A 13,043-nucleotide genomic window follows, 5' to 3' on the forward strand; every position below is an offset into this window, starting at 1 on the left:
GCGCTTTGCAGTGGAGGGCGTTGTCGGGCCGGCCGCGCGTTGGCCCGCGACGCTGCATGCAGTTCATCAGGGGAGGTAGGGTTGTGGGAATGAACAAATGGGTGCTGGCCGCTGCACTGGGCGTGCTGACGTGCCAGATGGCGGACGTGCAGGCGGGCCCGAGTGCCGCCGACATACCGGCGCGCGACGCCGGGCAGGGGCCGTATGCGCGGCTGGTGATCCGCAATGTCGACATCATCGACGGCACCGGCGCGCCGATCCAGGGGCCGTACGACGTGGTGATCGTCAACGACCGCATCGCCGAGATACGTTCCATCGGCGTGCCCGGTGGCATCGAGGCCGACAAGCGCGCGGCGGCCGGCGATCATGAAATCGACGGCACCGGTTTCACCCTGCTGCCGGGGTTCGTGGATACGCACGTGCATCTGCATGGCGACAATGACAGCCAGGGCGTACCGCCGGAATACATCCTCAAGCTGTGGCTGGCCCACGGCGTGACCACCGCACGCGAACTGGGCAGTGCCAAGCCGATCGAGTGGATGGCCGACGTCAAGCGGCGCAGCGAGGCCAACGAGATCGTCGCGCCACGCCTGGACATCTATCCGTTCTTCAACGCGATCCAACCGGGCATCAACACGCCGGCATTGGCGCGCGATGCGGTGCGCAATGCCCGCAAGCGCGGTGCCGACGGCATCAAGTTCATCGGTTCGATCCCCGAGGATGTACTGTTTGCCGCGCTGGACGAAGCCGAGAAGATCGGCATGCGCACCACCATGCACCATTCGCAGCAGATGGTGGCCTACGCCAACGTGCTCAAGACCTCCGCGCATGGGCTCGATTCGATGGAGCACTGGTACGGGCTGCCCGAGGCGATGTTCACCGACCGCCGCCTGCAGCAGTGGCCGGTGGCGTTCAACAACACCGACGAGCAATGGCGCTTCGCCGAGGCCGGGCGGCTGTGGCAACAGGCCGCCGAGCCAGGCAGCGAGCGCTGGAATGCGGTGATCGACGAACTGCTGGAACGCGACTTCGCACTCAGCCCCACCTTCGTTGCCTATCTGGCCAGCCGCGACCTGATGCGCATGACCAATGCCAGCTGGCACGGCGCCTACACGATGCCGGCGTTGTGGGACTTCTATCGGCCCAGCCGGCATCACCACGGTTCCTACTGGTTCGACTGGACGCTGGAACACGAAGTCGACTGGCGCCGTAATTACGGCCTGTGGATGCGCTTCGTCAACGACTACAAGAACCGTGGCGGCCTGGTTGGCGTGGGCAGCGACAGCGGCTACATCTACAACCTGTACGGCTTTGGCTACGTGCAGGAGATGGAGCTGCTGCGCGAAGCCGGCTTCAGTTCACTGGAAGTGCTGCACGCGGCCACCGGTGCCGGCGCGAAGATACTTGGCCATGAAGAGCGTGCCGGCAACGTGCGGGTAGGGCGCAAGGCCGACCTGGTGCTGGTGCGTGGCAATCCGGTCGCCAACCTGAAGCTGCTGTACGGCACCGGCACCATCCGCCTGGATGATGCGACCGACAAGGTGCAGCGCATCGGCGGCGTGGATTTCACCATCAAGGACGGCATCGTCTACGACGCGGTCAAGCTGCGCGCCGATGTGCGGCGCATGGTCAGCCAGGCCAAGGCCGCCGCCGGTCTGCCGGACGCACCGATGAAGGTGGCGCACGATGACTGAGCACTCCGTGCGCGGTGAGGCAGGTTGCAGTGGGCACAGCGCGATGACGCTGGACCGGCGCCGCTTCCTGGCCTGGAGTGCGATGGCCGCAGCAGCCGGAATGCTCGGCTTTGCCGACACGGCGGCGGCGTTGGCACCGACGATGTCGCGGCAGACCTTGGGCGGACGGGTACGCCTGTCGCCATCGCTGTTCCATGATTCGGTGGAGGCCACCCATGGCTATCTGATGCGGCTGTCCGCCGACCGCCTGCTGCACAACTTCCGTGAGCAGGCAGGCTTGCCGGTAAAGGCTGAGGTTTACGGCGGCTGGGAGTCGGACACCATTGCCGGGCACACGCTGGGCCACTACCTGAGCGCGTTGTCGTTGATGTATGCGGACAACGGCAAGGCCGATTGCAAGGCGCGCGCCGACCATATCGTCAGCGAACTTCGCGCCTGCCAGCTGGCGGGCGGCGACGGCTATGTGGCCGGCTTCACCCGCAAGCGCGCCGACGGCAGCATCGAAGGCGGCCGCGTGGTGCTGGACGAAGTCGCGCGCGGCGACATCCGCGCCCTGCCGTTCGACCTCAACGGCAGCTGGGCGCCGTTCTACACCTGGCACAAGCTGCTGGCCGGGTTGCTCGATGCGCACCGCTGCTGCGGCAACGCGGACGCATTGCTGGTGCTGGAAGGCATTGCCGGCTACATCGATGGCAAGCTGGCGCCGCTGGACCACGCGCAGATGCAGCGACTGCTGGACTGCGAGTTCGGTGGCATGCAGGAATCACTGGCCGAGCTGGGCGCACGTACCGGCAACGCGCGTTGGTCGCGGCTGGCGGCGCGCTTCAACCACGACAAGGTGGTTGATCCACTCATTGCCGGCAAGGATCAACTCAACCGCCTGCATGCCAACACGCAGATCCCCAAACTGCTCGGCACCGCGCGCCAGTTCGAGTTGCAGGCCACCCGGTCCGATGCGGCAGCGGCGCTGTTCTTCTGGCAGCGGGTGACCGGGCATCACAGCTATGCCATTGGCGGCAATGCCGACCGCGAGTATTTCCAGGGGCCGGATACGATCTCGCGCTACCTCACCGAGCAGACCTGCGAACACTGCAACACGCTGAACATGATTCGGCTGTCGCGGTACCTGTATCGCTGGTCGGGCGAAGCGCGGTACTACGACTACATCGAACGCGCGCAGTACAACCACGTGCTGTCGCAGCAGCATCCGGACGGCGGTCGTTTCACCTACATGACGCCGATGCTGACCGGCGAGGCGCGCAAGTATTCCGAGCCCGAAGGTGAGTTCTGGTGCTGCGTGGGCACCGGCATGGAGAGCCACGCCAACTTCAGCGATGACATCTTCTGGCAGGACGGGGCTGACATCACCGTCAACCTCTACATCCCGGCCACGTTCGAAGATGCGCAACGCGGCATTGGTCTGCAACTCCAATCGCAGCTGCCCGCGCATGGACAGGTGCGACTGACCGTCAGTGGCGACCGCGCGGCCTCGTTACAGCGGCTACGCCTGCGCCAGCCGCAATGGGCCGGAACGGTTACCGTACAGCGCAACGGCACGCCGCAGGTGCTGCAGGCGCGTGCCGGCTACCTGGAGCTGGCCGGTCCCTGGCGCGCCGGTGACCAGGTGCAGCTGGAGTTCGGCATGACTTTGCAGGTGGAGCCGTGCACGGACGATGCAACGGTGGTGGCATTGCGCCGTGGCCCGTGCGTGCTGGCGGCTGATCTTGGTCCTGCCGATCAGCCCTGGGATGGCGTGGAGCCGTGGATCGCCGCCGATGACATGGCTTCGGCATTTGCCGCCGCACCGGATGGCGACGTGTTCCAAGTGCGGCTGCCATCGCATCCGCAGGGGTTGCGCCTTGCACCTTTCCACAGTCTGCATGAGCGGCGTCACGCCGTTTACTTCCGGCATCTGGATCAGGCCGCCCTGGTACGGCGCGACCGCGAACGTGCGGCAGAAGCAGCAAACCTGGCACGTGTGGCCGAGCGCCGGATCGATCATCTGCAACTGGGCGATGACACCGACGAGGCCGCGCATCGGCTGACCACCACAGGCAATTCGTACGCGTTGGCCTACCGGCGACAGAAAGGGCGCGACGTGCGCACCGGCGGGCAGATGAGCTTCGCATTGCGTGGCACGCGCCCGGCAACGGTACTGCGGCTGCGTTACTGGGGCGAGGAACATCGCCGCCGCTTCTCAGTGGCGGTCAACGGCGTGGTGCTGGCCAACGAAGTGTTGGACGGTGGCCGAGGTGATCGCTTCATCGATGTGGACTACGAGCTACCGGCAGCGCTACATGCACCGACCGATGGCGGCTGGCAGGTTCGCATTGAACCGGAACCAGGCTATTCGGCCGGCCCGGTGTTCGGCGCGTGGTTGTTGGCGTGAAGCACACGTAACGCCTTCTCCCGCTGGGAGAAGATGCCCCGCAGGGGCGGATGAGGGTTCGTACGAAGTACTTCGCGACCCAGCATTGCGAGGCTGCGCCCCAACCCTCTCCCCAACCCCTCTCCCGTTGGGAGAGGGGCCAGCAGCGTCAGCTCAACCCGGCATCACCCGCATCGCAGGATCATCCCGCAGCGCCAACAGCTCCGCATGCAACTGCTCCGGAATGCGTACGCCGTCCACGCAACTCCTCGCACGGGCCTCATAGCGCCGCTGTGACGGCAGCCGCGCACCACTGGGTACGAAGGCATCCAGCAGCGCTTCGGCACGTGCGGCGTGCGGCGCAGGGTCACCATTGATGAAGCGCGACGGGTCCAGCGCCAGCACCAGCTCGCCGTGATACGGCGAGGCACCCGCACCGCCGTCGAGCTGCAATGATTCCTGGCTGGTGAGGTCACCGATCAGCGGCCCTGCGATCAGCTCGATCATGGTCGACAGCGCTGAACCCTTGTGGCCGCCGAAGGTCAGCATCGCGCCGCCATCGACGATGGCCTGCGGATCGGTGGTGGCATTGCCGGCAGCGTCGATGCCCCAGCCTTCGGGAATCGGCTGACCGGCGCGCCGCCGCAACTCGATCTCGCCGCGCGCCACCGCGCTGGTGGCGAAGTCGAACACATAAGGCGGTTTGTCCGGCCGGGGCCAACCAAACGCGAACGGATTGGTGCCAAGCAGCGGCACGCGGCCACCGCTGGGCGCGACCCATGCATGGCTGGGATTGCAGGCCAGGCCAACGAGGCCGGCGTCGGTCAGGCGTTCCACTTCGGGCCACAGCGCGGAGAAGTGCACGCAATGATTGATCGCCATCGCAGCAATGCCGTTGTGGCGTGCTTTCTCGATCAGGTGTGGAAGACCGGCTTCAAAGGCCAGCAGCGAGTAGCCGCCGCGCGCATCGACGCGGACGATGGCCGGCGCCTGGTCATGCACGCGTGGCACCGCGTTGCCATCGACCTTGCCGGTGCGCAGCGAGTGCGTGCAGACCAGGGTGCGGTATAGACCATGCGAAGTGCAGCCATCACGCTCACCGGCAACGATGGTGTCGGTCAGCGTCCGCACATGGCCTTCGGAAAAGCCGGCGTTGGCAAGAATGGTGGCGACCAGCGTGGCTGCGTCGGCCAGTGACAGTTGGATCATCGGATGCGGCTCCTTGCAGAATCATCGGGCGCGCATCCATCGGGCGTACAGGTGCCGTGCGTCGGCAGAAGCGCGCGGGACGATGGTGTCATGCAGGGAGCGCGGTGGCTGCGTTGAAAGCCACCGGTTTGATGCTGATAAATGCCGAATGGGGAGCAGTGGCCGAAAGCAAGATCAAAGCCAAAGCCCCCTCATCCGCCCTTTAGGGCACCTTCTCCCGCCTGCGGGAGAAGGGATTTCTGCAAGCACTATCTGCGCTCTGGCGCCCTAGCTTCGGACGCATGCCGAAGTAGCGGAGCCAAGACCGAAGCAAAAAGAGATCGAAGCAATCCCCTCTCCCGTTTACGGGAGAGGGGTAGGGGTGAGGGCAGCTTTAAAAAAGCTTCTAAAGCTCTCAACCCCCCGAACCCCTCACTCCTTCAACAACGCAACAATGCTCTCCGCCGCATCCCGCCCTTCGGCAACCGCCGTCACCACCAGGTCCGCACCGCGTACCGCATCGCCGCCGGCGAACAGCTTGGGGTTGTGGGTCTGGTAGGGCAGGCGGCCGGCACCCCCGGCGACAATGCGGCCATTGTTGGTGGCTTCCACGCCCTGCGCGCCCAGCCACTCCGGCAATGTCGGTGAGAAGCCAAACGCGATGATCACCACGTCCGCTTCCAGCAGCGATTCGCTGCCTTCGATCGGCTCGGCGTTGCGGCGGCCATTGGCATCGGCTGCGCCGAGCTGCGTCTCGATCACGGTCACGCCGATCACTTCATCATCGGCACCGGCTTCGATGGCGAGCGGCTGGCGGTTGAACAGGAAGCGCACGCCTTCCTCGCGGGCATTGGCCACTTCGCGGGCCGAGCCCGGCATGCTGGCTTCGTCGCGGCGGTAGGCGCAGGTCACGCGTGCGGCGCCCAGGCGGATCGCACTGCGCACGCAGTCCATGCCGGTGTCGCCGCCACCCAGTACCACCACGCGCTTGCCGTTGAGGTCAGGCAGGGCGATCTGGTCTTCCCAGCCGGCAATCGGCCGGCCATGCGGGTCGTTGCCGCCGACGATGCGGCTGTTCTGCACCAGGAACGGCAACGCCGGCAGCACGTTCTTCAGGTCCTGGCCGATCAGGCCGCCGTCGGTATAGCGGTAGGCACCGGTGCCGAGAAACACGGCGTCGTAGTCGGCCTGCAGTTGATCGACGGTGATGTCGCGGCCGATCTCCACGCCCAGGCGGAACTCAACGCCCATGCCTTCGAGGATTTCGCGGCGACGGTCAATCACGCTCTTGTCCAGCTTGAAACTGGGAATGCCGAACTGCAGCAGGCCGCCGATCTGCTCATAGCGGTCGAACACCACCGCCTGGATGCCGGCGCGTGCCAGCCGATCGGCGCAGGCCAGCCCGGCCGGGCCGGCGCCGACGATGGCCACGCGCTTGCCGGTGGGCTGCACCGCGTGCAGGTCCGGCTTCCAGCCGGTGGCCAGCGCGGTATCGACGATGTACTTCTCCACCGCACCGATGGTGACCGCGCCGAACTCCTCCAGCGTGCAGCTGCCTTCGCACAGGCGGTCCTGCGGGCACACCCGGCCGCACACTTCGGGCAGCGGATTGGTCGAATGGCACAGCGTTGCCGCTTCATGGATGCGGTCTTCCTGCACCAACTGCAACCACTGCGGAATGGCGTTGTGCACCGGACACTTCCAGCTGCAGTACGGGTTGCCGCAGTCCAGACAACGACCGGCCTGGTACTGCGCATCGGCCTTGTCGAATTTCCCGTACAGCTCGCCCCAATCGCCGGACGTGCGCAGTTCCACCGGAATGCGTTGCGGCATGGTGCGGGGGAGATCGAGGAACTGGAAGGCTTGCTTGCGGCTCATGGCGGACTCGTGATGTCTGGGGAGGAGCCCTTCTCCCGCAGGCGGGGTGAGGGCAAGCTGCTCGTGAGCCACTGGCTCACGCTTGGTCGAACGCCCAACGCTCCGTGTTGGGCCGGGGCGCGGAGCGAGGTGCCCCGTAGGGGCGGATGAGGGGCCTTGCTTTCAAAGCGCCCTCACCCCAACCCCTCTCCCGCTTGCGGGAGAGGGGCTCCTGGCTTCATGCAGCGTTGCGCAGCGCCGCAGCCAGCGATTCGATGCTGGCCGCCTTGGGCTTCACCAGCCAGAACTTGCCGACGTAATCGCGGAACTCGTCCAGGATCTGCTGCGCCCAGATGCTGCCGGTCATCTCGCGATGACGGCTGATCAGGGTGTGCAGGTGCTGGCGGTAGCTCTCGAAGCCTTCGGCCGAAATGCGGTGGATGTCGATCAGTTCGTGGTTGTAGCGGTCCACGAAATCACGGTCGATATCCAGCACGTAAGCCAGGCCACCGGTGAAGCCGGCGCCGAAGTTCAGGCCGACCTTGCCGAGCACCGCGACGATGCCGTCGGTCATGTACTCGCAGCAGTGGTCACCGGCACCTTCGATCACCGCCAGTGCGCCGGAGTTGCGCACGCCGAAGCGCTCGCCGGCGCGGCCGGCGGCAAACAGCTCACCGCCGGTGGCACCGTACAGGCAGGTGTTGCCGATGATGGCGGTGTTGCGGGCCTCGAAGCGCGCGCCGCGTGGCGGACGCACCACCAGCCGGCCGCCGGCCATGCCCTTGCCGACGTAGTCGTTGGCTTCGCCTTCCACTTCCAGGTTCAGGCCATCGACGTTGAACGCACCCAGGCTTTGCCCGGCGGTGCCACGGAAGCGCAGGTTCAGCGGCGCATCGACCATGCCGTGGTTGCCGTGCGCGCGGGCGATGGTGCCGGACAGGCGGGTGCCCACCGAGCGGTCGGTGTTGTGGATCAGGAAGCGATGCTCGCCCCCGCGCTTGTGCGCGATGGCATCGGCCAGCAGGTTGTCCATCTGCGTGGCCAGGCTGTCCGGCGACTGGTACAGGCGCTGCGCCGCGCAGTGCGAACCTTCGTAACGGGCCGGCGCCAGCAACCGCGACAGATCCACCTTGACGCCTTCGCGCGGTGAGACTTCCAGCTGTTCCAGCAGGTCGGTGCGGCCGACGATCTCATCCAGCGAACGTGCACCCAGCAGCGCCAGCCACTCACGCACTTCCTCGGCCAGCAGCCGAAAGAAGTTCTCCACGCGCTCGGGCTGGCCGGTGAAGTAGCCTTCGCGCAGGCGCTCGTCCTGCGTGGCCACGCCAGTGGCGCAGTTGTTGAGGTGGCAGATGCGCAGGTACTTGCAGCCCAGCACGATCATCGGGCCGGTGCCGAAGCCGAAGCTGTCGGCACCCAGCAGCGCCGCCTTGATCACATCAAGCCCGGTCTTCAGGCCACCATCGGTCTGCAGGATGGTGCGGCTGCGCAGGTCGTTGCCGATCAAGGCCTGGTGCGATTCGGCCACGCCCAGTTCCCACGGCACGCCGGCGTAGCGGATCGAGCTGATCGGCGATGCACCGGTGCCGCCGTCATGGCCGGACACGGTGATCAGGTCGGCACCGGCCTTGACCACGCCGGCGGCAATCGTGCCAACGCCGGCATGCGAAACCAGCTTCACCGACACCAGCGCATCCGGGTTGACCTGCTTGAGGTCGTAGATCAGCTGCGCCAGGTCTTCGATGGAGTAGATGTCGTGATGCGGTGGCGGCGAGATCAAACCGATGCCCGGCTTTGCATAACGCAGGCGCGCGATCAGCTCGTTGACCTTGTGGCCCGGCAGCTGGCCGCCTTCGCCGGGCTTGGCGCCCTGCGCGACCTTGATCTGCAGCACCTCGGCATTGACCAGGTACTCGGCGGTGACGCCGAAGCGGCCCGAGGCCACCTGCTTGATCTTGGAGCGCTTCTCGGTGCCGTAACGCACCGGGTCTTCGCCACCTTCACCCGAATTGGAACGGCCACCGAGGCGATTCATCGCGATTGCCAGCGCCTCATGCGCTTCCGGCGACAACGCACCCAGCGAAATGGCGGCGGTGTCGAAACGCTTGAACAGCGCTTCGGCCGGTTCCACTTCATCCAGTGGCACCGGTGTGGCGGCCGGCTTGAGTTGCAACAGATCGCGCAGCGCCGAGGTCGGGCGCGAATGCACCGCGTCCGTGTACTTGCGCCAATCCTCGGCCTTGCCGGTGCGCGCGGCGCGCTGCAGCGTCAGCACCACGTCCGGGTTGTACATGTGGTACTCGCCGCCGTGCACATACTTGAGCAGGCCGCCCACTTCGGCCGGCGCCAGTTCGTTCCAGGCGCGTGCAGCCAGCTCGCGGGCTTCGGTATCCAGCCGCGCCAGGTTGACGCCGCCGATGCGCGCGGTGGCATCCGGGAAGCACAGCTGCACCACATCCGGATCAAGGCCGATGATCTCGAACAATTGCGCGCCGCGGTAACTGGCCACGGTGCAGATGCCCATCTTGGAGATGATCTTGCTCAGGCCCTTGTAGATGCCCTTGCGATAACTGCGGCCGATCTGTGAAACCTCACCGCCCTTCTTCAGCTGCAGGATGCCGCGCCGGCCCATGTCGAACAGCGTCTGGTAGGCCAGGTACGGGTACACCGCCGTGGCACCAAAGCCGAGCAGGCAGGCCATGTGGTGCGCATCGCGCGCGGTGCCGGTCTCGACGATCAGGTTGACCTCGCAACGCAGGCCCACCTGTGAGAGATGGTGATGCACGGCGCTGGTGGCCAGCAGCGCATGCACCATCGGCCGTTCCGGCACCGGGTAGCGGTCGGACAGCAGCAGCATCACCATGCCGTCGCGCGCGGCCTGTTCGCACTCGGCGCAGATGCGCTCGATGCCGGCCTTGATGCCTTCCTCGACGCTGTAGGACAGGTCGATCAAACGGTTGCGGTCGACGTACTGCTCCATCTTCACCAGCTGGCGCAGCTTGCGTTGGCTCAGGACCGGCGAGTTCAGGATGATGTGGTTCACCGTCTCCGCACCGGCGTGGAAGATGTTGGTCTCCTTGCCGAGCTGGGTGCTCAACGACATCGCGCACTCTTCGCGCAGCGGATCGATCGGCGGGTTGGTGACCTGCGCGAAAGCCTGGCGGAAGTAGTCGTACAACGGCCGCGTGTTGCGGCTGAGCACGGCGATGGGCGTGTCATCGCCCATCGAGCCGGTGGCTTCCTGGCCGATCTCGGCCAGCGGCCGCAGCACCTGCTCCACTTCCTCGGAGGTGAGCTGGAACAGCTTGTGGTAACTGCGCAGGGTCGGCTCGTCGAACGGCTCCTCGGCCAGCGACGGATCGATCAGTTCGGTCTGCAGATAGGTGACGCCCTGGTGCAGCCATTGCTTGTACGGGGCGCGCGCACGGTTGATGCGGTCGATCGCGTCCGAGTCGAGCAGGTCGCCGCGCTTGAGGTCGATGGCCATCATCTGGCCCGGCCCCAGCTTGCCCTTGCGCACCACGCGCTCGGCCGGCACTTCCCACACGCCCGCCTCGGAAGCGACCAGGAAGTGGCGGTCGGAGGTCTGCATCCAGCGGGCGGGTCGTAGGCCGTTGCGGTCCAACGTGCAGGCCGCATAGCGGCCGTCGCAGGCGACGATGCCGGCCGGGCCGTCCCACGGCTCGCAGTTCAGTCCGTGGAATTCGTAGAAGGCGGCCAGGTCGGCGTCCTTGAATTCCAGCGACTGGGTTGCCGGCGGCACCAGGATGCGCAGCGCCTGGATCAGCTCCATGCCGCCGGCGACCATCAGCTCCAGCATGTTGTCCATGCTCTGCGAGTCGGACCCGTGCATCGAAATCACCGGGTCGAATTCGGCGATGTCGAACTTCGGCGTCTTCCACACCTTGCTGCGCGCCTGCGCCCAGTGGCGGTTGCCTTCGATGGTGTTGATCTCGCCGTTGTGGGCGAGCATGCGGAACGGATGTGCCAACGGCCAGCGCGGCATCGTGTTGGTGGAGAAGCGTTGGTGGAACACCACCACGCTGGACGCCAGCTCGTGGCGCTGCAGGTCCGGGTAGAACGTGCTCAGCTTGTCCGGCAGCACCATGCCCTTGTAGCTGATCGCCTCGGCACTTAGCGTGGTGACGTAGTAGTCGGCGACATCGCGCAGCTGCTGTTCGCTGCGGCGGCGGGCCAGGAACAGTGCCAGCGCGAACTGCTCGGCGCTCTGGCTGGCGTCGGCATCAACAAACACCTGCTCGATCCTGGGCAGCGTGTCGCGGGCCAGTTCGCCGCAGACGCTGTCATCGGTGGGTACTTCGCGCCAGCCGCGTGGCAGGCAGCCGGCGTTGCGCAGCTGTGCATCCAGTTCGTCGCGACATCGCCGTGCGGCATCGGCATCGTGCGGCAGGAACACCACGCCGGCGGCGAAGTTGGGGCCGATACGGATGCCGGCTTCTTCGGCCAGCTGGCGCAGGAACACCGTGGGTTTGCGCAGCAGCAGGCCGCAGCCGTCACCGGTCAGCCCGTCGGCGGCAACGCCACCGCGATGGGTCATGCGTGAGAGCGCGGCAATGGCGGTATCGACCAACAGGCGGGATGGCTGGTCGTCGAGCTGCGCGACCATGCCGAAACCACAGGCGTCGCGTTCGTCTTGCGGGTCGTAAAGCCCTTGCGGGGTACCGGCGGCCATCTGTGCCTCGTAGCGATGTCAGGTGAGCGGCGACACTCTTGCCCGCTCGCCAAGCACGCCATGCACACGGGAGTGAGGCGCGCCGTCCTGAATCGCTCGGCTGTGTGGGGAAAGGCCGGTGGTGGCCGCCGTCACGGCGGGCTTTACCAGCACAAGCGCCCTCGCGCTCACCCAATGCACACGGTGTGCTCTTCCTGGAGCGCACCCTGAGGTCACCGGATGCGCTCGACTAGATCACAGTTGCTGCAGCGCCGCAATACATCGTTGCTTGCGCAACCAAAGCCTTGCAGGACAAGGCTTTGGCCCTTGCCTGTTCAGCCGCAGCGCACGCCGCTGATGACGTTCTTGTCGTCGATTTCGATGTTCAGGCGCTCGCCGATGAACTCCATGGTGACCGGCTGGTTGGGCTTGAGCACGCGCACGTCGCTGGCACCGGAATCTTCCTTGGCCTGGGTCTGCACGGCGTCGGAATAGGTCTGACCGACCAGCCCCTGCACCTGGCTGGCATCGCAGCTGGCCGGCGGCGGCGGAGTGGCTTCGGCAGTGGAAGCAGCGGCCTGGGCAGCCTGGGCGGCCTGGTCCAGGGCTTGCTCCTGCTCTTCAGGCGCAGGGCCGTTGCAGGCGGCCAGGGCCAGGGCCAGAGAAAGGGCGCCAATCATGGCGGCGGGGCGGCGCAGGCCGCGCGGCGTCGACAGGAACTGCATCGGAACTCCAGAGCATAGGAAGACGCCCCAAGCATATCGCCTGTGTCTGAATGTGTACCGTCGCTCTGCACCAATGCGTGTGGGGGTTATCCGCAGCGCAGCGTGGTGATGTTGTTGGTGCGGCCTACCTCGATGACCAGGCGGTCGCCGCCGCTGGTGGTCGCCGGTGGCTGCGAAGCGAGCTGTTGGCCTGCGTTGCTGCGGACGACATCGACCTGCAGGCTGTCGCTGTCCACGCGTGCCCGTTCAACCGTATTTGGCGCGGCGGCCAGGCCAACGGCGCCACGCACCATGTCGGTGTGGCACTGGCCGGAAATCACGCCATCGATGGGTTGCACCTGCGCAACCTGCGTGGTGCTGCAGGCGGTGGCGATGATGCTGACGCCGGCCAGAAGAAGAATGCGCTGCATGGCGTGCTCGGTTGTGTGGAGTAGGTGCAGCCTGCGGCGCTGGGAGTAAGCGCGGGGTGAAAGGTGGGGGCTGCACGTTTGAGGTGCGGCTCGCTCCGCTCCCGCCGCAATCAACCTCCACTCAACCAT

At 66.1% G+C, this 13,043-nt stretch carries 7 protein-coding genes; 2 read left to right on the forward strand and 5 right to left on the reverse strand.

Translation table 11 applies throughout. The features are described from left to right. Nucleotides 1-89 precede the first annotated feature (89 nt). Both LR961_RS00545 and LR961_RS00550 read left to right on the forward strand, forming a co-directional pair. Nucleotides 90-1,694, forward strand: a complete 1,605-nt coding sequence (locus LR961_RS00545; protein WP_232146484.1) for an amidohydrolase family protein — start codon at nt 90-92, stop codon at nt 1,692-1,694. Continuing rightward, entirely contained in the window at nt 1,687-4,083 is a 2,397-nt protein-coding gene (locus LR961_RS00550; RefSeq protein WP_232146485.1) for a beta-L-arabinofuranosidase domain-containing protein, read from the forward strand. Before LR961_RS00545 ends, LR961_RS00550 begins: the two co-directional genes overlap by 8 nt. 153 nt (nt 4,084-4,236) lie before the next feature. Here LR961_RS00550 and LR961_RS00555 read toward each other — a convergent pair whose 3' ends face one another. The 5 genes from LR961_RS00555 to LR961_RS00575 form a co-directional block, all read right to left on the reverse strand. Continuing rightward, nucleotides 4,237-5,271, reverse strand: coding sequence for an Ldh family oxidoreductase (locus LR961_RS00555; RefSeq protein WP_232146486.1), 1,035 nt, complete (start codon nt 5,269-5,271; stop codon nt 4,237-4,239). 411 nt (nt 5,272-5,682) lie between these two features. Further along, nucleotides 5,683-7,128 (reverse strand): FAD-dependent oxidoreductase, encoded by a 1,446-nt coding sequence (locus LR961_RS00560; RefSeq protein ID WP_232146487.1) that lies wholly within the window; start codon nt 7,126-7,128, stop codon nt 5,683-5,685. Between the two features lie 217 nt (nt 7,129-7,345). Further along, entirely contained in the window at nt 7,346-11,800 is a 4,455-nt protein-coding gene (gene gltB, locus LR961_RS00565) for a glutamate synthase large subunit (RefSeq protein ID WP_232146488.1), read from the reverse strand. Between the two features lie 314 nt (nt 11,801-12,114). Continuing rightward, a complete protein-coding gene (locus tag LR961_RS00570) occupies nt 12,115-12,459 on the reverse strand; it encodes an I78 family peptidase inhibitor (protein ID WP_232149128.1) in 345 nt (114 codons plus the stop codon). A gap of 131 nt (nt 12,460-12,590) precedes the next feature. Further along, nucleotides 12,591-12,914, reverse strand: a complete 324-nt coding sequence (locus tag LR961_RS00575) for a hypothetical protein (protein WP_232146489.1) — start codon at nt 12,912-12,914, stop codon at nt 12,591-12,593. Nucleotides 12,915-13,043: the final 129 nt, after the last annotated feature.

Origin of the sequence: Stenotrophomonas sp. SY1 (assembly GCF_021202945.1) — a bacterium.
Classification (GTDB): Bacteria; Pseudomonadota; Gammaproteobacteria; order Xanthomonadales; family Xanthomonadaceae; genus Stenotrophomonas.